Annotated in this window: 23 protein-coding genes; 17 read left to right on the plus strand and 6 right to left on the minus strand. The window is 71.3% G+C overall.

Annotation, left to right across the window (positions count from 1 at the left end; all coding sequences use genetic code 11):
- Window positions 1-75 precede the first annotated feature (75 nt).
- The 3 genes from ACIBHY_RS06500 to ACIBHY_RS06510 all read left to right on the plus strand — a co-directional run bounded on the left by ACIBHY_RS06500 (window position 76) and on the right by ACIBHY_RS06510 (window position 3037).
- Window positions 76-1545, plus strand: a complete 1470-nt coding sequence (locus ACIBHY_RS06500; protein WP_397256953.1) for a helix-turn-helix domain-containing protein — start codon at window positions 76-78, stop codon at window positions 1543-1545.
- Window positions 1546-1609: 64 nt separating this feature from the next.
- Entirely contained in the window at window positions 1610-2020 is a 411-nt protein-coding gene (locus ACIBHY_RS06505; protein ID WP_397256951.1) for a hypothetical protein, read from the plus strand.
- An 81-nt stretch (window positions 2021-2101) separates the two neighbouring features.
- Window positions 2102-3037, plus strand: coding sequence for a glucosyl-3-phosphoglycerate synthase (locus tag ACIBHY_RS06510; RefSeq protein ID WP_397306137.1), 936 nt, complete (start codon window positions 2102-2104; stop codon window positions 3035-3037).
- On the opposite strand, the gene ACIBHY_RS06515 is transcribed toward ACIBHY_RS06510, so the two are convergent.
- Complete coding sequence (locus ACIBHY_RS06515) at window positions 3025-3618, minus strand: TetR/AcrR family transcriptional regulator (RefSeq protein ID WP_397256947.1); 594 nt, start codon at window positions 3616-3618, stop codon at window positions 3025-3027. The two genes, ACIBHY_RS06510 and ACIBHY_RS06515, sit on opposite strands and share 13 nt — an antisense overlap.
- A gap of 69 nt (window positions 3619-3687) precedes the next feature.
- Here ACIBHY_RS06515 and ACIBHY_RS06520 point away from each other — a divergent pair, with 69 nt between their 5' ends.
- On the plus strand, window positions 3688-4893 hold the full coding sequence (locus ACIBHY_RS06520) for an MFS transporter (RefSeq protein ID WP_397306138.1): 1206 nt from the start codon (window positions 3688-3690) through the stop codon (window positions 4891-4893).
- Window positions 4894-5048: 155 nt separating this feature from the next.
- Window positions 5049-5489, plus strand: coding sequence for a DoxX family protein (locus ACIBHY_RS06525; protein ID WP_397256943.1), 441 nt, complete (start codon window positions 5049-5051; stop codon window positions 5487-5489).
- Here ACIBHY_RS06525 and ACIBHY_RS06530 read toward each other — a convergent pair.
- Window positions 5486-6616, minus strand: a complete 1131-nt coding sequence (locus ACIBHY_RS06530; RefSeq protein ID WP_397306139.1) for an MCE family protein — start codon at window positions 6614-6616, stop codon at window positions 5486-5488. The two genes, ACIBHY_RS06525 and ACIBHY_RS06530, sit on opposite strands and share 4 nt — an antisense overlap.
- Before the next feature lie 229 nt (window positions 6617-6845).
- On the opposite strand from ACIBHY_RS06530, the gene ACIBHY_RS06535 reads away from it, so the two are divergent.
- The 6 genes from ACIBHY_RS06535 to ACIBHY_RS06560 all read left to right on the plus strand — a co-directional run bounded on the left by ACIBHY_RS06535 (window position 6846) and on the right by ACIBHY_RS06560 (window position 10712).
- Complete coding sequence (locus ACIBHY_RS06535) at window positions 6846-8057, plus strand: acyl-CoA dehydrogenase family protein (RefSeq protein ID WP_397256939.1); 1212 nt, start codon at window positions 6846-6848, stop codon at window positions 8055-8057.
- A 22-nt stretch (window positions 8058-8079) separates the two neighbouring features.
- Window positions 8080-8550 (plus strand): MarR family winged helix-turn-helix transcriptional regulator, encoded by a 471-nt coding sequence (locus tag ACIBHY_RS06540; protein ID WP_397306140.1) that lies wholly within the window; start codon window positions 8080-8082, stop codon window positions 8548-8550.
- 135 nt (window positions 8551-8685) lie between these two features.
- Complete coding sequence (locus ACIBHY_RS06545) at window positions 8686-9132, plus strand: hypothetical protein (RefSeq protein WP_397257053.1); 447 nt, start codon at window positions 8686-8688, stop codon at window positions 9130-9132.
- Window positions 9133-9137: 5 nt separating this feature from the next.
- A complete protein-coding gene (locus ACIBHY_RS06550) occupies window positions 9138-9404 on the plus strand; it encodes a hypothetical protein (RefSeq protein WP_397306249.1) in 267 nt (88 codons plus the stop codon).
- Window positions 9391-10038, plus strand: coding sequence for an HD domain-containing protein (locus ACIBHY_RS06555; RefSeq protein WP_397306141.1), 648 nt, complete (start codon window positions 9391-9393; stop codon window positions 10036-10038). The genes ACIBHY_RS06550 and ACIBHY_RS06555 overlap by 14 nt, the downstream gene beginning before the upstream one ends.
- Before the next feature lie 20 nt (window positions 10039-10058).
- Window positions 10059-10712, plus strand: coding sequence for a hypothetical protein (locus ACIBHY_RS06560; RefSeq protein ID WP_397306142.1), 654 nt, complete (start codon window positions 10059-10061; stop codon window positions 10710-10712).
- Here ACIBHY_RS06560 and ACIBHY_RS06565 read toward each other — a convergent pair.
- Window positions 10691-11380, minus strand: coding sequence for a TioE family transcriptional regulator (locus tag ACIBHY_RS06565; RefSeq protein ID WP_397306143.1), 690 nt, complete (start codon window positions 11378-11380; stop codon window positions 10691-10693). The two genes, ACIBHY_RS06560 and ACIBHY_RS06565, sit on opposite strands and share 22 nt — an antisense overlap.
- A 78-nt stretch (window positions 11381-11458) precedes the next feature.
- On the opposite strand from ACIBHY_RS06565, the gene ACIBHY_RS06570 reads away from it, so the two are divergent.
- The 4 genes from ACIBHY_RS06570 (at window position 11459) to ACIBHY_RS06585 (ending at window position 16402) form a co-directional block, all read left to right on the plus strand.
- Complete coding sequence (locus ACIBHY_RS06570) at window positions 11459-12634, plus strand: erythromycin esterase family protein (protein WP_397256929.1); 1176 nt, start codon at window positions 11459-11461, stop codon at window positions 12632-12634.
- Window positions 12635-12672: 38 nt separating this feature from the next.
- Window positions 12673-13368: an IclR family transcriptional regulator gene (locus tag ACIBHY_RS06575; protein WP_397256927.1), complete on the plus strand. Its 696-nt coding sequence runs from the start codon at window positions 12673-12675 to the stop codon at window positions 13366-13368.
- Between the two features lie 74 nt (window positions 13369-13442).
- A complete protein-coding gene (gene glpK, locus ACIBHY_RS06580; RefSeq protein WP_397256925.1) occupies window positions 13443-14879 on the plus strand; it encodes a glycerol kinase GlpK in 1437 nt (478 codons plus the stop codon).
- Entirely contained in the window at window positions 14876-16402 is a 1527-nt protein-coding gene (locus ACIBHY_RS06585) for a glycerol-3-phosphate dehydrogenase/oxidase (protein WP_397306144.1), read from the plus strand. The genes glpK and ACIBHY_RS06585 overlap by 4 nt, the downstream gene beginning before the upstream one ends.
- Here the strand turns inward: ACIBHY_RS06585 and ACIBHY_RS06590 are convergent.
- Both ACIBHY_RS06590 and ACIBHY_RS06595 read right to left on the minus strand, forming a co-directional pair.
- A complete protein-coding gene (locus tag ACIBHY_RS06590; RefSeq protein WP_397256921.1) occupies window positions 16382-18508 on the minus strand; it encodes a carbon starvation CstA family protein in 2127 nt (708 codons plus the stop codon). The two genes, ACIBHY_RS06585 and ACIBHY_RS06590, sit on opposite strands and share 21 nt — an antisense overlap.
- Window positions 18505-18804 (minus strand): hypothetical protein, encoded by a 300-nt coding sequence (locus ACIBHY_RS06595; protein WP_397256919.1) that lies wholly within the window; start codon window positions 18802-18804, stop codon window positions 18505-18507. Before ACIBHY_RS06595 ends, ACIBHY_RS06590 begins: the two co-directional genes overlap by 4 nt.
- Before the next feature lie 308 nt (window positions 18805-19112).
- On the opposite strand from ACIBHY_RS06595, the gene ACIBHY_RS06600 reads away from it, so the two are divergent.
- Together ACIBHY_RS06600 and ACIBHY_RS06605 are read left to right on the plus strand one after the other, a co-directional pair.
- Window positions 19113-19772 (plus strand): phosphotransferase, encoded by a 660-nt coding sequence (locus ACIBHY_RS06600; RefSeq protein WP_397256917.1) that lies wholly within the window; start codon window positions 19113-19115, stop codon window positions 19770-19772.
- Between the two features lie 276 nt (window positions 19773-20048).
- A complete protein-coding gene (locus ACIBHY_RS06605) occupies window positions 20049-21119 on the plus strand; it encodes a polysaccharide deacetylase family protein (RefSeq protein ID WP_397306145.1) in 1071 nt (356 codons plus the stop codon).
- A 433-nt stretch (window positions 21120-21552) separates the two neighbouring features.
- On the opposite strand, the gene ACIBHY_RS06610 is transcribed toward ACIBHY_RS06605, so the two are convergent.
- The gene (locus ACIBHY_RS06610; protein WP_397306146.1) at window positions 21553-22473 is read right to left on the minus strand and encodes a helix-turn-helix domain-containing protein; all 921 of its coding nucleotides are present in this window, start codon (window positions 22471-22473) and stop codon (window positions 21553-21555) included.
- Between the last annotated feature and the right edge of the window lie 337 nt (window positions 22474-22810).

Consider the following 22810-nt stretch of genomic DNA (forward strand, 5'->3'; position numbering starts at 1 on the left):
GACCAATCGCGAGGCGCTGGGATCTGCTGCCGCAACCCCTAGAAGAACCGGCGTTTTTCTGTCTAAGCTCAGCCCATGGCCTCGCTGGTGCGCGAAGAACCGCTGTCTTTGACTCAGGAGCTCGATCTCCTCGCTTTCGGGCAGCGGCTCCGTCACCTGCGCAAACAACGCGGCCTCACGCTCTCCGACCTCGGCGAGCGCGTCAGCCGGGCCCCCAGCCAGCTCTCCCTGCTGGAGAACGGCAAGCGCGAGCCCAAGCTGTCGCTGCTCAAATCCCTGGCCACCGCGCTCGGCGTACCCGTCGAGGAGCTGCTGCGCCGCCAGGCCCCCAACCGGCGCGCCCAGCTGGAGATCCAGCTGGAGGAGGCGCAGCGCGACCCCATCTACGCCGGTCTCGGCCTGCCGCGGCTGAAGGTCTCCGCGCGCGTACCCAACGACGTGCTCGAACACCTCCTCGGCCTGTACGGCGAGCTGCGCGCCCGCCAGGCGAGGGGCACCGCGACACCGGAGGAGGCCAGGGCCGCCAACGCCGAGCTCCGGCGCCGCCAGCGGGAGCTGGGCAACTACTTCCCGGAGATCGAGAAGTCGGCGGCCGAGGCGCTGTCGGCCGTCGGGTACCGCACCGGCGCCCTGTCACAGTCGCTCATCCAAGCCCTCGTCACCCATCTCGGCTACACGGTTCACACCGCCCAGGACCTGCCCCGATCGGTACGCTCCATCACCGACCTCCGCAACCGCCGCATCTACGTCAAGCACGAGCAGCTCGGCATGCACAGCCCGCGCACGATCCTGCTGCAGACCCTGGGCCACCTCGCGCTGGGCCACGACAAGCCGCGCGACTTCGCCGACTTCCTGCGCCAGCGCACCGAGGCCAACTACTTCGCCGCCGCCGTCCTGGTTCCCGAGCGCGCGGCGGCGCCGTTCCTGCTCGAGGCCAAACAGGACCGGGCCCTGTCGGTGGAGGACCTGCGCGACGTGTTCGCCGTCTCCTACGAGATGGCCGCCCACCGCTTCACCAACCTGGCCACCCACCACCTCGACCTGGTCTGCCACTTCGTCCGCAACGACGCCGGCGGCATCATCTACAAGGCCTACGAGAACGACGGCATCGTCTTCCCCGCCGACGAGCAGGGCGCCATCGAGGGGCAGCGCATGTGCCAGCAGTGGTCGGGACGGCAGGTGTTCCTGTCGCCGGACCGCTTCTCGGTCTTCTACCAGTACTCCGACTCGCCGACCGGGACCTTCTTCTGCGTCGCGCACGTGGACCCCTCGCGGGAGCGGGACTTCGCCATCACGCTCGGCGTGCCGTACCGGGAGTCGCGCTGGTTCCGCGGCCGGGAGACGACCAGCCGCACCAAGTCCAACTGCCCGAACGGCGACTGCTGCCGCCGCCCACCCGCCGAGCTGGCCGAACGCTGGGAGGGCTACGCCTGGCCGTCGGCGCGGGCCAACTCCCACGTGCTGGCCGCGCTGCCGCCCGGTTCGTTCCCGGGCGTGGACGAGGCCGACGTCTTCACCTTCCTGGAACGGCACGCCGCGCCGTAAAGCCGATCGATAACGCTCCCCGATACCGTCACGCCGTTCTCTTTCGCCGTGAATGGAGTGTTTCGTGAAGCGTGTCGCTCTTGCCGGGCTCATGGTCGCCGCCGGCCTCCTGTCCTCCTCGCCCGCCGCCGCCGACGCCGGAGGGCCCAAGTACGGCTGCGCCGTCGGCGACATCTGCTTCTACGAGGACTCGGGGCTGACCAGGAAGATCTCGACGGGACAGACGGGGAACTGGGAGGGCTCCGGCACCTACAGCGCGACCCGGGCGGTCTTCAACAACGGGACCATGGGCGGCTTCGACCACGTGAACCTGACGATCCGGTACACCTGGAACGGTGAACCGCGCGAGCAGACGATCTGTATCCATGTCGCCGAGCCCGGCAACGTGTCGGCCGGAATCACCCGGTTCGATTTCCCCCTCGATCCGATCAAGGTCCAGTGGGTGCCGGCCAACACCGTGGGGTGCGACGTCTAGCGACCCTGCCGCCCTGGGGGGCTACGCCGGAAATCGTGCGCCTTAAGCTGGTAGGCGTGTGGTCGACGGGGGAGGGGTCGCGTGCTGCCTGAGGTGGAGTCCTGGTGGCGTCGCCGTACCTTCTCCGCGTCCGACTGGCCCCTGGGGCGCCTGATCGAGGCGAAGGGCGGCACGTCCATCAGCGTCGTCCTGCCGGCCCGCGACGAGCGTGAGACCGTCGGGGAGATCGTCGGCGTGCTGCTGCGGGAACTGCCCGATCTGGTGGACGAGGTGGTGGTGATCGACTCGCGATCCACCGACGACACCGCCGTGGTGGCCGCGCGGGCGGGCGCCGCCGTACACGCGCAGGATGAGATTCTGCCCGCGCTCAAGCCGCTGGACGGCAAGGGCGAGGCGCTGTGGAAGTCGCTGGCGGTGACCTCCGGCGACCTCGTCGCGTTCGTGGACTCCGACATCCGCAACTTCCAGTCGTCCCTGGTCACCGGGCTGCTCGGGCCGCTGCTCGCCGACCCCGGCCTCGCGTACGTGAAGGGCTGCTACGACCGCCCCCTGCGCGGCGCGCCGACCGGCGGCGGGCGCGTCACCGAGCTCGTCGCCCGCCCCCTGCTGAACCTGCATTGGCCGGAGTTGGCCGGGTTCATGCAGCCGCTGGCCGGGGAGTACGCGGGGCGCCGCAGCGCGCTGGAGCGCGTGCCCTTCATCACCGGGTACGGCGTGGAGCTGGGCCTGCTGATCGACCTGCTGTCGCTGGCCGGTCTGGACGCGCTCGCCCAGGTCGACCTCGGCGCCCGCGAGCACTCCCACCAGTCGACGGAGGCGCTGGGCGCGATGGCCTCCCAGATCATGCTCGCCGCCTGGTCTCGGCTGGAGCGCGAGGCCAAGATCCAGGCGGCGCACGAGCCGTCGACCCGCCTGACCCAGTTCCGCCGCACCCGCACCGGCCATCACACCGCCGACCGCGACGTCACCATCTCCGAACGCCCGCCCATCCTCACCGTGGACGGCTACCGCCCCTGAGTCCCGGCTCCGGGGAGGGCGGCGGCGACGAACGCGGCCACGTGCTCGCGCATGTCCTTGTGCGCGGAGGCCTCCTCGCCCAGCATGATCCGGGCCAGCTGCGGCAGCATGGACGGCAGCAGCGCCAGCCCCGTGAGCAGGAACATCGTCCTGGCCGTGCCGGTGGAGGGCGCCTGGCCGAGGCCCTCGGCCAGGGAGGCGTTCTTGCGCGCGCACCGCTCGACCCTGACCTCCTGGCCGGCCAGCAGCTCCTGGCCCCGGTAGTTGAGCGCCTCCCACATCAGCAGCCGTACCAGCTGGGGGTGTTCGGCATAGTAGGCCGACAACCGGTCGACGTACGCGGCCGGGTCGGCGCCGGGCAGGGCGATCTGGGTGGTCAGCTCGTCCAGCGCCTCGGTGATGACGGCGTCGAAGAGCTTCTCCTTGTTCCCGAAATGCCCGTAGATCCGCTCTTTGTTGACCCCGGCCCGCTCGGCGATGCGATCGACGCGCGCCCCTGCGATGCCGTACGCGGCGAACTCCTCCCGCGCCGCGTCCATCAGGGCGGCCCGGGTGGCGGCGGTCGAGACGTTGGGTGCCATGCCCGGCATCCTACAGCATCCAACTGGTTGGTTGACATCCAACTAGTTGGTTGGCTACGGTCCGATCCCATGACTCTCCTCGGCATCCCACCGGAGGCGGCGGCCGAGCCCGCACCCCGGCGTTACGCCCCCTTCGCCCCCACCGTGACCGCCTTCACCCTCGCCGCCATCCTGGTCAGTGGCCAGCTCTACATCGTCATCCCCCTGCTCCACGACATGGCCACCGCCTGGACGACCACCACCGCGTCCCTGGCCTGGCTGGTGACCGCCTTCGCCATCGGCTACGGCATCGGGTTCCTGCTGTTCGGCCCGCTGTCCGACCGCCTCGGCCGCCGCAGGCTCCTCCTGTACGGCCTGCCGATCGCCGCCCTGGCCACCGCCGCCGTCACCCTGAGCCCCACCCCGGAGGCGGCCATGGTCCTGCGCCTCGTCCAGGGCATAGCCGTGGCCACCTTCCCTCCGGCGGCCCTGGCCTACCTGGCCGAACGCGTGGACCCGAGGCGCCGGGCCATCGCGATCTCCGCGGTGACCGCCGCCTTCCTGGTCTCCGCCGTACTCCTGCAGGTCGGCGCCCAGCTCCTCGTCCCCCTGACCGGCTGGCGCGCCCCGTTCCTCGTCTCCGCCGCCGGACTGGCTCTGTCCATGCCGGTCATCCGCGCCATCATGCTCCCCGACGCCCCGCGCCCCGCCGCGGCCTCCATCCTGGGCGCCTACCGGGCGCTGCCCGGCCTCCTGCTCCACCGCACCCTGCTCCCGCGCTACCTGACCACCCTCGTCCTCATGATCGGCTTCGTCGCCGTCTACACCGCCCTCCAGCTCTACGGCGTCACCACCTCCCCCTCCGAACTCCTCGCCCTGCGCGCCGCCGGCCTGCCCGCGATCATCTTGATCCCGATCCTCATGCCATGGCTGAGCCGCATGCCCGCTCCGGCCCGAGCCGCCGCCTTCCTGGTGATAGCCGCCCTATCGGTTACCGCGGTGGCCGCCACAAGCCCCTCCTCCACCTGGCTCGCCCTCCTCCTGGCCCTGTACGTGGCCGCCATAGCCGGCGCCCTCCCCGGCCTGAACGAGGCCATCTCCGCCGCCGCCGGCCCCGCCCGCGGCAGCGCCCTGGCCCTGTTCTCCTTCTCGCTGGCGGCCGGCAGCGCCATCGGCCCCCAGATGGCCGCCGCCTTCCCTTCCTTCACCCCGCTCCTGTACGGCGTGGCCGCCACCATGACCCTCGCCGCCCTGGCCGTGCTGGCCTCGACCCGCCGCACCACCCACTCCCCCTGACCCCTCCCCCACGCCCCCGCCCCGGCGCTCCTCTGTGGCCGGTGGGCAAGGCGATCCCCGTGACCCGGCTCCCGGGAAGGTCCACGTCCGAGGGCCCCAACATTGTGCGCTTGTGATTGGACAACTACTGTCAAGAGAGGAGGGAAGGAGGAGTCATGGTCGACCAGGTCCGTCCCATCGTTCTCTTGCTCGCCCGCATAGCCATAGGTGCGATCTTCCTCGTCCACGGGTTGGTCAAGTTCACCGGCGGCATAGGCGGCACCATCGCCTTCTTCGAACAGATACGCATACCTCTGCCAGGACTGGCCGCGCCCGTGGTCGCCGTCGTGGAGGTCCTGGGCGGCGCCGCGCTGATCCTCGGCGCCGGACTGCCGATAGTGAGCGTTCTCCTCGCGCTGGACATGCTCGGCGCGGCGGTGTTCGTGCACTTCGCCAATGGTTTCTTCATCGACAAGGGCGGCTTCGAGTTCGTCCTGGCCCTGGCCGCCGGCGCCCTGGCCGTCGGCTTCACCGGTGGCGGCGCGCTCGCCCTCGACAGCCTGTGGCAGCGGGGCCGTACCGCCACGAACGCCGGACCGAGCGCCCCCGCGGCCTAATGCCGGCGGGGGAGCAGCCCGCCCACGGTGACGTCCGGGCGCTCGACGCGGGCGTCCGGTAACAGGGCGGAGGCGTCCAGGCCGGCGTGGCCGAGGGCTTTGCCGAGGGGGTTCAGGGGCTTCAGGAGGGGTTCGCACTGGGCCGGAGGCGTGCCCATCGAGTACGCCAGTGAGCACAACCACATCGCCAGGTCGTCGCTCTGGCCGTTGAGGTCGATGCGGGCGCGGAACGTCCCCGAGCGCGGGTCGTAGGCGTTACCGGCATTGTTCACGGCCAGCGGGGCGGTCTGGAGGAACGTCTCGATCGAGGCGCGCTGCCGTACCAGAAGCTTGGTGAGGTGGGCGAGGTCGCGGGTGTTCGCGGTGATCTCGGCGCGGTTGTCGTCGACGAAGGCGGCGACCTGGATGAGCGTGCGGGACAGGCCTTTGAAGACGGCGCGTAGTTCGTCACGTTCGGCGTTGAGCTGGCCCGAGGCCGTGGCCAGGTCGCGCATGAACGCGCGGATTCGCGCGTCGTCCTCGGCCATCGTGCCGGTGATCAGGGCGAGGTTGCGGATGGTCCGGGAGAACTCATCGCGATTGCCCGCCAGCGCCGCGGCGGCGTCGGACAGGCTGCGCACGCTCGCCCCGACCGTCGCGCCCTGGCCGCCGAAGGTGTCGGCGGAGACCTTCAGCAGCCGCGACAGCGAGCCGTCGGCGTTCGCGCCGTCGGGGCCGAGGGCCCTGGTCAGCGTGTTGAAGCTGCGCAGCGCCTCGTCGATCTCGACGGGCGTCCGTCCCGCGGCGAGGGTCGCGCCGTCCCGCAGAACCGCACCTCCCGTGTACGGCGGAGCCAACTGGACATACCGATCGGCCACCACCGACCTGGACACGATGACGGCCTGCGCGTCCGCGGGCACCTTGCGGCCGGCGTCGTAGGCCAGATCCACCCGCACCCGGTCGCCGACCGGCGTCACGGCCGTCACCTCGCCCACCTTCACGCCCAGGACCCGCACGTCGGAACCGGGATACAGGCCCACGACCCGCTCGAAGTGCACGCTCGCCCGCACGGTGGACGCGGGCTGGAGCAGCAGGAAGGCGGCCGCGCCCAGGAGGGCGGCCAGGAGGGCGGCGAGCCAGCGGTTCATGGGGGGCTTTCGACGGGGGTGGGATGGTGAGCGAAAGGCTACCGAGGGTGACTGACATTCGCGGGGGCTTTCCGGCCTGGCGGCGCTGACTACCGGCCGGTAGGGTGTTACCGGCGGTAACTTTTCAGCCTGGGGGATCCGCGGGCGGGTGCGCATGCCTGTTCCGGACATGCGGGCTTTCGGCATCCATGCGGCTACGCCGTACCAGGAAATCTCAGGGAGCAGCAAGATGAGCGGCTTTTGTCCGGAGCTCAGTGGTGATGTGCGCGAAGTGCGTGAATGGGTGCGGACCTTCGCCCGCGACGTCATCCGCCCCGCCGGCGCCGAATGGGACGAACGCGAGGAAACCCCCTGGCCCGTCATCCAGGAAGCCGCCAAGATCGGGCTGTACTCGCTGGACTTCTTCGCCACCCAATGGTTCGAGGAGAGCGGGCTGGCGCTGCCGGTCGCGTTCGAGGAGATCTTCTGGGGTGACGCCGGGATCGGCCTGTCGATCGTCGGGACCGGGCTGGCCGCCGCCGCGCTCTCCTCGAACGGCACGCCCGAGCAGATGGGGGAGTGGCTGCCCCAGATGTTCGGCACCGAGAACGACGTCAAGCTGGGCGCCTTCTGCGCCTCGGAGCCCGACGCCGGCTCCGACGTCGGCGCCATCCGCACCCGCGCCGAACGCGACCCTTCCGGCGACTGGATCCTGAACGGCGTCAAAACCTGGGCCACCAACGGCGGCATCGCCCACGTCCACGTCGTCGTCGCCTCCGTGGACCCGGCGCTCGGGACCCGCGGCCAGGCCTCGTTCGTCATCCCGCCGGGAACGCCCGGCCTGTCCATGGGCCAGAAGTTCAGGAAACACGGCATCCGCGCCTCGCACACCGCCGAGGTGGTCCTCGACCGGGTACGCGTCCCCGCCGCCTGCCTGCTCGGCGGGCAGGAGAGGCTGGAGTCCCGCCTGGCCCGCGTCCGCAACGGTGAACGCTCGGGCGAACAGGCCGCGATGCGCACCTTCGAGACCACCCGCCCGTCCGTGGCCGCGATGGCGGTGGGCATCGCCCGCGCCGGTTACGAGTACGCCCGCGACTACGCCACGGAACGCGAGCAGTTCGGCCGCAAGATCGGCGAGAACCAGGCGATCGCCTTCCTCCTCGCCGATATGGCGACCCGGGTGGACATGGCCAGGTTGCTCACCTGGCGGGCGGCGTGGATGGCGCGCAACGGGCGGCAGTTCGAGCAGGCGGAGGGGTCGATGTCGAAGCTGGTGGCGGGCGAGACGGCGGTGTGGGTGACCGAGCAGGCCATCCAGATCCTGGGCGGGGCGGGGTACACCCGCGACCACCCGGTGGAGCGCTTCCACCGCGACGCCAAGATCTACACCATCTTCGAGGGCACGTCCGAGATCCAGCGCCTGATCATCGGCCGCGCCGTCACGGGGTTGCCGGTGCGGTGAGAGCCGGTGGGAAACTGGCGGGGTGAGTGACGACGACCGCCTTGGCCCGCCCGTGACCAGCGCCTCCATCATCGTGCTGACCCTGGCGCGGCGGGTTGAGAATGAGCTGACGGCCGCTCTGGCGCCGCTCGATCTGACGGTCAGGAGGCTGGGGTTGCTCGGGCACATCGTGGGTGTGCCCGGGGCGTCGTTCAGTGATCTGGCGCGTATGCAGGGGGTCACCGTGCAGAGTGTGCACGCGGCGGTGAAGTCGCTGGAGGCGGCGGGGCTGGTGCGGGACCACACGGCGCGCGCGGGCTCGGCCTCCGCGATCGAGGTGACGCCGGACGGTGTGAACCTGCTGCGGGCGGCCAGGAAGGCGGTGGCCGAGGCGGACGAGCGCCTGTTCGGGTCGGACGCCGACCCGGTCCAGCGCGGCGTCGGCCAGGCCGTCCTCGCCGCCTTCCTGGCCGCGGCGCCCGGCTTCCCCGCTCAAGCCCCCGACCCGCGCTGAGCCGCCCGACGTTCCGCGCCGGGGTGTCCGGCCTGCGTTGATGGCGAGCGTCTTCCGGTGGAGCACCCCAACCTTCAGGGCGACTGAAGTGTGCCCTAAGCTTCAGCCACCCTGAAGGTTGGAGAAGAAGACATGCTGGAACATGTCCTGCTGTCGGTGCATGTGCTGGCCGCCATCGTGTTCGTCGGCGGCTCGGCCGTGGCGACGAGCCTGTTCCCCCGCTACGCGCCCGCCCCGGCAGGGGAGGGCCGCAGCCGGTCGGTGGCCGTGGCGCTGCACCGCGTCACCCGCGGGTACGCCGCCTTCGGCCTCGTGGTCCCGCTCGCCGGGATGATCCTGGCCGGGATCCAGGGCAGGATGGGCGAGATCTGGATCATCGTGTCGATGCTCCTGACCGCCGCCGCGGCCCTGCTGCTCATCACCCAGATCTACCCCCGCCAGCGCGACGCCCTCGCAGACCAGGGCGAAGGCGACCCGGCGCGGCTGCGGCAGCTGTCGATGTTCGCCGGCGTCTACAACCTGACCTGGGCGATCGTGGTGGTCCTGATGATCGTACGGCCCGGCTCCGGACAGGCGGCGTGAGCCGGATGCGCCTCCTGCGGATCGCCTCGGCCGCCGAACTGCTCTCGCTGGCGGCCCTGCTCACGAACCTGTTCACGGTGCACGCCAAGGTCATCACGACGTTCGGCGGCCCGCTGCACGGCATCTCCTACGTGGCCGTCATCGCCGCCGCCTCCCTCGCCCCGTCCACGGGCCTGCGAGGGACCATGTGGCGCGCCTTCGTCCCCGGCATCGGCGGCCTGCTCGCCCTGCGCAACCTGCGTGCGGAAGGGATCCGGCATGGAAACGTATGACGGCCTGCCGTTCCCCAGGACCGCCCTCGCGATCGAGGCCGTGCGCCACGCCCGCGCCATCGAGAGCCCGCCGATCTTCAACCACAGCATGCGCACCTATCTGTACGGCCGCTTCACCGGCGAGACGCAGGGCGTGCTGCCGGGCCGCGACTACGACGACGAGCTGTTCTTCCTGGCCTGCGTGCTGCACGACGTGGGGCTCAGCGAGCCGGGCAACGGGCGGCGGAGCTTCGAGATCGACGGCGCTGACCTGGCCGCGAACTGGCTCGTCGAGCGCGGCCTGCCGCGCGACCGGGCCGAGGTCGTCTGGGACGCCGTCGCCCTGCACCTCAGCCCCGCGATCGCCCTGCGCAAGCGCCCCGAGATCGCGCTGGTGACCGCCGGCGCCGGGTACGACATCGGCGGGGACGGGCCCCCGCTGCCCGCCGGTTACGCCGAGCGCGTCCACGCGGTGCTGCCGCGGCTGCGCGCCGCCGCCGCGCTGCACGACGAGATCCTCGCCCAGGCGCTCGCCGACCCGCGCAAGGCGCCGCCGTTCAGCCTTCCCGGTGAGCTGGTACGGCGGGCCACCGGCCAGACCTGGCCCACGTGGCGCGAGATGGCCGGGTGGGGTGACTACGACGGGGTTTCATAAGAAAAGCGGAGAAACCGGCGATGTGGTGGATCATGGCCTTCGTGGACTTCGCGGGGGTATTCGACATCCATCTGACCGTTGCGCCAGGTGACGACGTGGAACGGCTGGACGCCTGGGCGGCGGGCAACCAGGCCACCCTGACCCACGTCGTGCTGGCGCGCGGCGCCGTCACCTGCCAGCCGACGCTGACGCTCGCCGGCCGCGGCACCCTGCCCGAGCAGCGGGCCGCCGCGGCGACGTGCGCGGCGGGGCTGCGGGAGGCGGGGTTCCGCGTGGTCAGGGTGAAGATCGAGGCGGCGCCGTGGAACCGGGACGTGCCCTGGACCGCCGCCGCGGCCGCGAAACTCGACGGCTGCTACTTCGAGCACCACGTCACGGTGATCGACCCCGCGCGCACGGAGCAGCTGGCCGAGATCGCGCAGCGGCACTCCGCGCACCTGTCGCGCAACGCCCGGCGGGTACGCCCGGACGGCTCCGCCGAGCGGTACGTGACCCAGCGGTGCCGGGGCGTCGGCCTGTCCGTGGCGGGACACCGGCTCGACGCGCTGGTACGGGCGCTGGGCGCCGACGGCTTCGCCGTACTGGAGTCCGAGCGTGAGTTCGTCGTGCACGACGACAACCCCGGCATCGACCGCGGCTGGATCGAGGAGTCTCAGCCGCGGGCGGACAGGTAGGCGTCCAGGGCGGCGGCGCCGCTGAGCATGGCCAGGCCCCGGGCCGACAGCCGCTCGCGCCAGCCCGACAGCGCGGCCTCCAGCGGCGCGATGCCGCCCGCCGCGCGGACCTGGGTGAGCAGGGGGGCGATCTGCTCCAGCAGGTAGCCGCCGCGTCTGAGCTGGTGGGCGAACTGCGCGTCGCGCACGTCGGCGGAGGCGTAGACGCGGTAGCCGGTGCGGGGGTCGCGGCCGGGACGCAGGATGCCGGCTTGTTCCCATTTGCGGAGCGTGGCGGGGCGCACGCCCAGCCTGCGGGCCAGCGGGCCGATGGGGGTCACGCCGTGCTCGGCCGGGGTGGGGGCCAGGTCGCGCAGCGCGTTCTCGACGGCGGTCAGCGTGCGGCGGTCCTCCAGGAGCTGGGCGTGGCTCTCGTCGATGAGCCGCAGGGCCTCCTCCAGCGCGTCCTCGTTGATCGCGCGAAGGACCGCGGTGGCCGTGTGGTGCCCGTGCGCGGGGGTCAGGGCGACGAAGGCGCGCAGTGCCTGCGCGTGCAGCGGGGTATAGGCCCGGTACCCGCTCGGCGTGCGCGCGGCCCGCGGCAGGATTCCCGCCTCTTCATAATTGCGTACGGCCTGCGAGGAAATGCCGTGCTCGCGGGCCAGGTCGATCGGGCGGAGCTGCCTCATGAGTTGAAGGTTACGGCCTCGCCGTACCGGATGAAATCTCCGGAGTTTCACCAGAAAGTTCAACGATACCGTTGAAGCATGGATGACGTCACATGGGCGGACGCGCGGGACCTGGGCGCGGCGGTGCTGAAGCTGGCCGGGGCGCGCACGCGGCTGCTGGGCCTGGGGGAGCCCACGCACGGCGTCGAGGTCTTCCCCCGGCTGCGCAACGAGCTCTTCCGGTATCTGGTCGAGCACGCCGGGTACCGCTCGATCACGGTCGAGAGCGACTGCCTGAAGGGGCTGGTCGTCGACGACTACGTGGCGGGCGGCGACGGCGACCTCGACGAGGTCATGCGCGAGGGGTTCAGCCACGGGCTGGGCGGGTCGGCCGCTGGGCGGGAGCTCGTGGCCTGGATGCGGGAGTACAACCGCGGCCGCGGCGAGGACGATCGGCTGCGCTTCCACGGGTTCGACGCGCCGATGGAGCTGAGCGGCGCGGCCAGTCCCCGCGACGCGCTCCTGCGGCTGCACGCGGCGCTGGCCGCCCACCTGCGGCTGCCGTGGGACATCGCGGATTTCGCCGGGCTGTTCGGCGCGGACGAGCGCTGGGACAACCTGGACGCGACGATGGATCCCGCGCGCTCGATCGGGCGCTCCGACGACGCGGTACGGCTGCGCCTGCTCGCCGGCGACCTGACCGGCTACCTCGACGCCGAGGCTCCCCGGCTGGCCCGGGCGTCCGGGCGGGACTGGTGGCGGGCCCGCCTGTACGGCAGGACGGCGACCGGCCTGCTGCGCTACCACGCGGCGGTGGCCGACGACACCCCCGACCGGCTGCCGCGGCTGACGGGGCTGCGCGACGCCATGATGGCCGACAACCTGCTGGCGATCGCCGAGTACGAGGCCCGCCGAGGCCCGACGCTCGTCTACGCCCACAACCGGCACCTGCAACGCGAGATGAGCACCATGCGGCTGGGTGAGACGCCGGTGGAGTGGTGGAGCGCGGGGGCCATGACGCAGGCGCGGCTGGGCGACGGCTACGCCTTCCTCGCCACCGGAGCCGGTCACTGGCCGGGTATGGAGCCGCCGGGGCCGGACACGCTCGAAGGCATCCTGTCCGCGGTGCCCGGGGACCGCCTGGTCGTGGACGCCAGGGCGCTGGCGGCGACGGGCGTGAAGCCGGTGCCCCGGATCAGCACCGACTACCGCTACATTCCGCTGGAGCCGTACCACGATGCCGAGGGGATCGTCTTCATCAAGAATGCGGGCTAGCTGTTCGACAATCCCGAACAGGCGCTATCGTCGGCACCGTGGGAGAGACGATCCAGTCGGTCGAGCGGGCCGCGGCCATCCTCAGGCTCCTGGCCGCGGGGCCGCGTCAGCTGGGCGTGGCCGAACTGGCCAGGGCCACGGCCCTGCCCAAGGGCACGCTCCACGGCATCCTGCGCACCCTCGTGCACGTCGGCTTCGTCGAGCAGGACGCCGCCACCGGCAAGTACCGGCTCGGCGCCACCCTGCTCCACCTGGGCAGCAGCTACCTCGACGTCAACGAGCTGCGCGGCCGCTCGCTCAACTGGGCCGACGGCCTGGCCGGGCGCAGCAGGGAGAGCGTGTGGATCGGCACCCTGCACGAGGGCCAGGTCCTGGTGATCCACCACGTCTTCCGGCCGGACGACAGCATGCAGGTCCTGCAGGTGGGCGCGTACCTGCCGGCCCGCACCACCGCGCTCGGCAAGGTCCTGCTGGCCCACGACCCCTACGAGGAGTCCGACGAGAACGGGCTCGACCTGGTCAGATCCCAGGGCTGGGCCGCCGACCTGGAGGAGCTGGAGGAGGGCGAGGTCTCCGTCGCCGCGCCCATCAAGGATCCCAGCGGCGTCGTCGTGGGCGCCATCGGCATCCGCGGCGCCGTTGAGCGTCTGACCAGGGACGGCGCGCTGGACATGCGCTACGTCTCCTACGTGCGCGACGCCGCCCGCGCCATCACCCGCGATCTGGCCCGTTGAAACATCGGCCCCCGACCCCATACGATTCTCCCGAGCGTTCGGCATTGTCGAACATCGTGGAAAGAGGCTTCCCCGTGTACGCAGCCGCCATCGACCAGGGCACCACCTCCAGCCGGTGCATCGTGTTCGACCACGACGGCAACATCATCTCCGTCGCCCAGCGCGAGCACCGCCAGATCTTCCCCCGCCCCGGCTGGGTGGAGCACGACGCCGCCGAGATCTGGGCGGCGGTCCAGGGCGTGCTGGCCGAGGCGGTCGACGGGCTGGAGATCGCCGCGCTCGGCATCACCAACCAGCGCGAGACCGCCGTGCTGTGGGACCGGCGGACGGGCGAGCCGGTCTGCCCGGCGATCGTCTGGCAGGACACCCGCACCGACGAGCTCATCGCCGGGATGGACGGCGAGATCTTCCGTGAGCGGGCGGGGCTGCCGCTGACCACGTACTTCTCCGGGCCCAAGGTGCGCTGGATGCTCGACCGGGGGCTGCGCGAGCGGGCCGAGCGGGGCGAGATCCTGTTCGGGACGGTGGACAGCTGGCTCATCTGGAAGCTGACCGGCCGGCACGTCACCGACGTGACGAACGCCAGCCGTACGCTGATGATGAACATCCACACGCTGGCCTGGGACGACGAACTGCTCGCCGCGCTCGGCGTGCCGCGGGCGATCCTGCCCGAGATCCGGCCGTCGTCCGAGGTCTACGGGCACTTCCGCGGCATCCCGGTCGCCGCCGCGCTCGGCGACCAGCAGGCCGCCCTGTTCGGGCAGACCTGCTTCGAGCCGGGCGAGACCAAGTCCACCTACGGCTCGGGCAGCTTCCTGCTGATGAACACCGGCGCCAAACCCGTCGTCTCCCGGCACGGCCTGCTCACCACCGTCGGCTACCAGCTCGGCGACGGCCCCGCCACCTACGCGCTCGAAGGCGCCATCGCCGTCACCGGCTCCCTCGTGCAGTGGCTGCGCGACAACCTCGGCCTGATCTCCAGCGCCGCCGAGATCGAGACGCTCGCCAAGACGGTCGACGACAACGGCGGCTGCTACTTCGTGCCCGCCTTCTCCGGCCTGTTCGCGCCCCACTGGCGCGGCGACGCGCGCGGGGTCATCGCCGGGCTGACGGCCTTCGTCAACAAGGGGCACCTGGCGCGGGCCGTACTGGAGGCGACGGCCTTCCAGACCCGTGAGGTCGTCGAGGCGATGAACGCCGACGCCGGGCTCGCGCTGACCGGCCTGCGCGTGGACGGCGGCATGACCGCCGACAACCTGCTCATGCAGACCCTCGCCGACGTGCTGGACGTCCCGGTCATCAGGCCGGTGGTCGCCGAGACCACCGCGCTGGGCGCCGCCTACGCCGCGGGCCTGGCCACCGGCTACTGGGACGGCCTCGCGACCCTGCGCGCCAACTGGCACAAGGCGGCCGAGTGGCGGCCGGGGATCGATCCCGGCCGGCGTGAGCGCGAGTACCGAGACTGGAACAAAGCCGTCGCCCGCACGCTCGACTGGGTGGAGAAGTCATGATGATCGTCACGGGAGCCGGCCGCGAGCAGACGCGGGAGGAGCTCTCCAGGGCCGTGTTCGACCTGCTGGTCATCGGCGGCGGCATCCTGGGCACCTCCGTCACCTGGATGGCCGCCCAGGCGGGACTGCGCGTGGCCATGGTGGACGCGGGCGACTTCGCCGGCGCCACCTCCAGCGCGTCGTCGAAGCTGGTCCACGGCGGCCTGCGCTACCTGCAGACCGGGAATCTCAAGCTCGTCGCCGAGAACCATCGCGAACGCCGCGCCCTGGCCGCCGACATCGCCCCGCACCTGGTCAAGCCGCTCGACTTCGTCGTACCCGTGTACAAGGGCGGGCCGCACGGCGCGGCCAAGCTGGGCGCGGGCGTGTTCCTGTACTCGGCGCTGTCGGCCTCGCTCGGCCGGATCGTCGGCCCGCGCAAGGCCCAGGAACTGGTGCCCGAACTGCGCATGGACGGCCTGCGCGCCGCCGCCGTCTACGGCGACCACCAGATGAACGACAGCCGCGTCGCGGTCATGACCGTGCGCGCGGCGGTGGAGGCGGGCGCGGTCGTGCTCAACCACGCCGAGGTGGCCGGGCTGCGTTTCAGCCGGGGCAGCGTGTGCGGGGCGGAGCTGCGCGACCGGCTCGACGGCACGGAGTTCGGCGTCCAGGCCCACCTGGTGCTCAACGCCACCGGCCCCTGGGTGGACGAGCTGCGCCGGATGGAGGACGAAGCCGCCGAGCCGAGCATCCGGCTGTCCAAGGGCGCCCACGTGGTCATGCGCCGGCGCGAGCCGTGGAAGGCGGCGCTGACCACGCCGATCGACAAGTACCGCGTGTCCTTCGCCATCCCGTGGGAGGACCACCTGCTGCTGGGCACCACCGACGAGGAGTACACCGGCGACCCCGGCCAGGTACGCGCCACCGACGCCGACGTGGACCAGATCCTCGACGAGGCCGGCCACGCGGTCACCGGGCTGTCCAGGCAGGACATCACCTACACCTTCGCCGGGCTGCGCGTGCTGCCCGGCGGGCCGGGCGGGGTCACGGCGGCCAAGCGGGAGACCGTCCTGACCTACGGCAGGGGCGGCATGCTGTCGGTGGCCGGCGGCAAGTGGACGACCTACCGGCACATCGGCAGGCACGTGTTCGAGACCCTGTCCAAGGTGCTGGGCGGCGACCACGCCAAGGTGCTGCCGGCCGTACCGCTGCCGGGGATGGCCAGTCCCGACGCGGTCGCGATGCGGCTGTTCACCGACCGCGAGCCGGACGCGCGGATGGACCCGCTGATCGCCCGCCACCTCGCCACGCACTACGGCTCGCTCGCCTTCGACCTGGCCCGGCTGATCCAGCAGAACCCGGTGCTGGGCGAGCGCATCCATCCGGACGGGCCGGACATCTGGGCGCAGGTCGTCTACGCGCGCGAGCGCGAGTGGGCGGCGACCGTCGACGACGTCGTACGGCGCCGCACCACCCTCACGATCCGCGGCCTGGACACCCCCGGGATCCGCGACCGGGTCTCAACCCTTCTCCGCGGCTGAGGCGGCCATCAGCTCCTTCTCCTCGCGGGTGGCGATCAGCCCGGCCGGTTCGACGAGCTTGGACTCCACGAACGGCTCCTCGGTGCTCGGCAGCGGCTCGGGCGATCTGATCGCCCGCACCCAGACGCGGATCGCGTCCAGCAGCACGATGATGATGAGCACCGCGAACAACGCCGCCAGGATCCCGTCGACGGTCGAGTTGACGACGATCTGCCGCATGGCCTCGGGCGTCTTGGCCGGGGCCAGGACCTGACCCTGGTCGATCGCCGTCTGGAAGCGGTTGCGCTGGGCGAAGAAGCCGAGCCCGGGATCGGCGGAAAAGACCTTCTGGTAGCTGGCCGTCAGCGTCACCGCCACGTCCCAGGCGAGGGGCACACCGGTCACCCACGCCCATTTCAGCCGCCCGCTCTTGATGAGCAGCGTGGTGGCCACGGTCAGCGCCACCGCCGCCAGCAACTGGTTGGCGATGCCGAACAGCGGGAAGAGCTGGTTGATGCCGCCGAGCGGATCGTTGACGCCCTGGTAGAGGAAGTAGCCCCAGGCCGCCACGACCACCGCGCTGGTCCCGACGAGTCCGGGCCACCAGCTGACGCGGCCGATCGGCTTCCACACGTTGCCGAGCGTGTCCTGCAGCATGAAGCGCCCGACGCGGGTGCCGGCGTCGACGGTGGTGAGGATGAACAGCGCCTCGAACATGATCGCGAAGTGGTACCAGAACGCCTGCAGCCCCGGCCCGCCGATGAAGTCGGAGAAGATCTGCGACAAACCGACCGCCAGCGTCGGCGCACCCCCCGTCCGGGCGATGAGCGTCTCTTCCTGTACGGCCTGCGCCGCCGCCTGGAGCTGTTCGGGGGTGATGACGAAGCCCATGTTCGACACCGCCTCGGCGGCCGTCTGGACCGTGGCGCCGACCACCCCCGCGGGCGAGTTCATGGCGAAGTACAGCCCGGGGCTCAGGATGCAGGCCGCCGTGATGGCCATGACCGCCACGAACGACTCCATCAGCATGGAGCCGTAGCCGATCATCCGGACCTGGGTCTCCTTCTGGATCATCTTGGGCGTGGTGCCCGAGGAGATCAGGGAGTGGAAGCCCGACAGCGCCCCGCAGGCGATGATGATGAAGACGAACGGGAACAGCGACCCGGCGAAGACCGGGCCCTTGCCGTTGAAGGCGAAGTCGGTGAACGCGGTCGTCCGCATCACCGGCATGGTGATCGCGACGCCGATCGCGAGCAGCACGATCGTGCCGATCTTCATGAACGTCGACAGGTAGTCGCGGGGCGCGAGCAGCATCCAGACCGGCAGCACGGCGGCGACGAAGCCGTAGGCGATCAGCCACAGCGACAGCGCCGACGGGCTGAGCGTGAACGTCTCCGCCCAGCTCGACTCCTGCACCCAGCCGCCGGCGACGATCGCCAGCAGCAACAGGCCGACGCCGATGACCGTCGTCTCGACGACCCGGCCCGGCCGTAGCTTGCGCAGGTAGAAGCCCATGAAGAAGGCGATCGGGATGGTCATCGCGATCGAGAAGGTGCCCCAGGGCGAGCGTGCCAGCGCGCCCACGACGACCAGCGCGAGCACCGCCAGAAGGATGATCATGATGGCGAAGACCGCGATCAGCGCGGCGGCGCCGCCGATCGGGCCGATCTCGTCGCGGGCCATCTGCCCGAGGCTCTTGCCGTTGCGGCGCATGGAGAAGAACAGGATCACCATGTCCTGGACGGCGCCGGCGAAGATGACGCCGGCGACGATCCAGATCGTGCCGGGCAGGTAGCCCATCTGCGCGGCCAGCACCGGCCCGACCAGCGGTCCCGCCCCGGCGATCGCCGCGAAGTGGTGGCCGAACAGGATGCGCCGGTCGGTCGGGTGGTAGTCGATGCCGTTGTTGAGCCGCTCGGCCGGCGTGGCGCGCCGGGCGTCGGCGCCGAGCACACGGCGCAGGATGAAGCGGGCGTAGAAGCGGTAGGCGATGGCGTAGGAGCCCAGCGCCGCGGCCAGCAGCCAGATCGCGTTGACGTTCTCGCCCCGCGACAGGGCGAGGACGGCCCAGCCGACGGCGCCGACGACGGCGACGGCTGTCCAGATGAGTATGGATCGCAGTTTCACCGGACGGTCCCTCCTAGGCAGGGGAGGTCGGTCGTGAAGCGCCGCCAGCGCCCCCACGTGCGGCAGTCGATCGTGACCGCGTGCCCGGCGAGGTGCATCCAGGCGACGGGAAGAGCGAAGGCGGGAGCGTCGCCGAGTTGCCGTGCGCGGCGGGGGAGCCTGGCCCGGCGTACCGGCCGGGCCGAGAACTCTCCGTCGTGCGCGCAGCACACGCCGATGCCGTGCCACTCGAAGAAGATCACCTCATCCGGGCGCAGCGCGTCTCGCGCCGCGGCGGTGAGTGCGATCGAGAACATCCCTCACTCCTGTTGCAGGATCATTTTCGACGCTAGCCCCCTGGCACTCTCACGTAAAGCACCGGCCGGATCTTCGCGCGCCGGACGCCGCAGGTCCGCCACCTGAAGGCCGCCCGCGATCACCTGGGCGATCACCCGCGCGAACGCGCGCCGCGTTGCTCTTGTCGCGCGTGGTGACGGAACGGACAATCGTCTGGGTGTTCCTGAGGGGAGGTCTGTTGGAGGGCGGCAATGACGGTGGTGCTGTTCGTGTGGGGGGCACGGTTCGCAGGACGGTCAGGCGTTGGACCCGGACGGTTCACGCGCTGTTGAGACATCTGGAAGGCAAGGGATTCGAGGGGGCGCCGCGCGTCCTGGGAATCGACTCCGAGGGCCGCGAAGTCCTCACGTATCTGGAAGGCGAGACGATGGGCGTGCGCCGGGTCTGGCCCGAGTGGACGCGCACCGAGGACACGCTGCGCCAGGTCGCCTGGTGGCTGCGTGACTACCACGAGGCCGTCGCCGACTTCGTGCCGCCCCCTGACGCCGAATGGCGTACGGGCGTGCGCTGGTCGCCCGGCATGATCATCGCGCACAACGACGCGAGCTCGTTCAACGCCGCCTGGTCGGCGGGACGGCTGGTCGGGTTCTTCGACTGGGACTTCGCCGGTCCGACCACCGCCCAGTCGGACCTGGCGTGGACGGCGCTGGGGTGGGTGCCGCTGCACGCCCGCCGCGTGGCCGCCTCGGAGGGTTTCACCGACTTCGCCGCGCGGCCGCACCGGTTGCGGATGTTCCTGGAGTCGTACGGCTGGGCCGGGGAGGCGGGCCCGATCGTCGAGGAGATCCGGGCCAGGATGAGCGCCCGTGCCAGGGAGATCCGCCGCTTCGGCGTCGGTGGCGAGGCCCTGTACAAGCGGCTGCTCAGCCAGGGCGTCGCCGACGACATGGACCAGGCGGTCAGGGAGCTGGAGGAGCTTCGGCTGTGACGCGCCACCGGGGCGCCGGTCCCCGCTCGTCGTAGAAGCCGCTCGCGCGGTGGCGGTGGTGCCGGGGGTCGTGGAGCCGATCTTGATGTGGGCCGGCTTCTGATCCCCGGTGAGGCCGGCGCGCGTCATGCGCGCGGTGGCGCTCAGCGCCGGCGAAGGGCCAGGAGTTCCTCGATCGTCGATTCCTCCCAGAACGTGACGGCAATATTGCCTGTCTTGGCAAATTATGACAACCTTTTGGCAAAGGCAGGAAAGCTAGAGGACGGAAGAAAAGTGATGCTCTACGCCGGAGTCTCCTGGAATTCCGCAGGCTACGAAGTCGAGGTCGTCGACCAGACGGGGCGCGTGGCGCGATCCGCGGCCAGGTTCGCCGCGGACGAGCGCGACGGCATCGTCGCCTACCTGCGCCGCCTGTCCCAAGCGCCGGAGCAGCCCCTCGTGGCCGTGGTGGACAGCACCAACGGAGTCCTCGACGGCAGCCTCATGGCAGCCGGGCTCGAGGTGTACCGCGCCGACCCCTGGATGCTCGCGCGGCGGCCGGTCCTCGCCTCGGTGCCCGCGCGCGCCCTGGCCGACACCGCCAGGCGCGACCTGACACAGCTGACCAGGCTCGGCATCTCCGACGGCACGCTCACCGGCCGCCTGGAGGAGCTGCGAGCCGGCATCGCGCGCAGCGTCGCCGCCGAACAACCGCTCAAGCGGGCCGGCCGCTGGTTCGGCAACGGCTCGCGCGAGCACACCGACATCGCCCTGACCTTCGACGACGGGCCGCACCCGCCGTACACCGGAGGCGTACTCGACGTCCTGGACAGGTACGGCGTGCCCGCCACCTTCTTCTGCGTCGGCCTGCTCGCCGGGGCGCACCCCGAGGAGATCGCCCGGACGGCCGGGGCCGGTCACCTGATCGGCAACCACACCTGGTCGCACGCCTTCCTGCCCGACCTCACCCGCTCGCAGCTCGAAGAGCAGATCGAGCGCACCGACGAGGCGATCGACGGCGCGGGCGGCACCCCGACCCGCTACTTCCGCCCGCCGTACGGCGCGCGCAGCCCCGAGGTCGTCGGCTGGCTCGGCGACCACGGCGTCACCACCGTGCTGTGGGACGCCGGCGCGGCCGACTGGGCGATGCCGGAACCGGAGAAGATCGCCACCGACGTGCTGGAGCGCACCCGGCCCGGCTCGGTCATCGTGCTGCACGACGGCGGCGGCGACCGCTCGAACACCGTGGCCGCGCTTCCGGCGCTGATCGAGGGCCTGCTGGAGCGCGGGCACCGCTTCGTGCCGGTCGACGAACTGCCCCAGCCCGTGACCCGGCCCCTGGCCGAGACGGTGGAGGAGCCGGCCTGAGCATCGAGGCGAGCGGCACATGGGCCACCCAGCGGACCTGCTGACGATCGGCCGGCATCCGGGCCTCGCGGGCGCGCCGTACGAGCAGAGGCTTCTGGTGAACACGCCGGCCCGCCACGACCGATGGATACCCGCGTTGGCCGGCCAGTGTGCCGCGAGGCTGTCACCCCAGGGGGCTTCGGGCATGGCGGTGGGGCCCGTTGTGGGGGCGCGGGGCGGCGGCGAGGGCATCCCTGTGGGCGTGCGGCAGCCCGGGGCGGGGCGGATGGGCTGGGGTGGTCGCGGTGTGCGGCGAGGACCCGGTGTGCGGCGAGGACCCGGCGAAAAGGGGATCCGCCGCCGACCCGGTGAGGCGAAGACCGGGAGAGCGGGGTTCCGGGTGGGGTGCGAGACGCGGTCTGGCGTGAGGCGCAGGGCCGGGCCTCGGGTGGGGTCAGGGGTCGGAGCGGAGGACGCCGCGTTCTGTGGCGCGGACGCCGGCCTGGAAGCGGCTGCGGGCCCCCAGGAGTGTCATGAGCTCGGCGGTGATCCGGCGCGTGGTCCGGATGGACACGCCGAGGCGGCGGGCGATGGTCTCGTCGGTGTGGCCGTCGGCCAGCAGGCGCAGCACGGCCAGCTGCTGCGCGGTCAGCTCCTCTCCTTGGCGGCGCGGCTGCCCGGCCCCGAGTTCGGCGGAGTGCTCCCACACCGACTCGAAGTGCTCGCACAGCGCGTTGACGATCCCCGTCCCTCTGATCAGGACGGCTCCCATGGTCTCCTCCTCCGGGTTGACCGGAACCAGCGCGCTCTCCCTGTCGTAGATGAGCAGCCGCTGGGAGAGCGCCCCGTAGGTGCGCACCAGCGCGCCGGCCTCGGTCAGCCAGTGGGCGTACTCGAGGGTCAAGCTGTCGTTGTAGATGCTCTGCACGTAGATCGTCCGCATGAGGACGCCGCGGTCAAGGACGGCCTGATCGAGCGGGCGGCTGGCTTCCATGGCCTCCCTGGTCTGCGCGCCGCGGGGCGCGAAGGCCATCAGCTCGGTCTGGCAGGTGTTGGCGAGCTCTTCGATGCGGGTGCGGATCTCGTCGAGGCCGGTCAAATGGTCGACCTCGGGGTGCTGGGCCGCACGCTGTCTCGAATGTTGCTCGATGAGCTCCATCACCGCCCGCCGGTTGGCGGCCAGTTCCTGCTGGCGCTGGAGAAGCTCCTGCTCCTGGCGGGCCAGGAGAGTGGAGAACCCCACCGCGGGGGTCACCGCCAGCAGGGTCTCCGGATGTTCCCACGACGGGCGTACCAGCGATAACTCGGCCAGCTCGTCGAGGATGTGGCGCACTCGTCTCGGCGGCCAGCCGAGGAGGTCCGCCAGGTCGTTCACTCCGTACTGGGGGTTGTCAAGGATTGCGCTGTACAACGTAGCTGCGTCTGGGCCCAAACCTATGGACTCGAACACGCCGCCTCCCGAAGCTGCCAACGGGCATCGTTGGACGTTGAGTCTCCCGTGGGGATTCTACTTTGGCAATCTTGACATGGCCCTTTCCTTTGGCCACTTTTTCTCAGTTTGGCGAGCCCGGCTCGTGCTTTACCGCGGTGAGAAATAGGAGGTCCAGATAAGCCGGTGGCCGCGGGCTCCGTTTGCGCTGGTAAGCCGTTGATCCACCGCCCTGCCGACGCGCCACGCGCCGGACCCGTCAGGCCCGCCGTGGGGCTGATGT

Source organism: Nonomuraea sp. NPDC050547 (assembly GCF_044457345.1).
In the GTDB taxonomy this organism is placed as follows: domain Bacteria; phylum Actinomycetota; class Actinomycetes; order Streptosporangiales; family Streptosporangiaceae; genus Nonomuraea.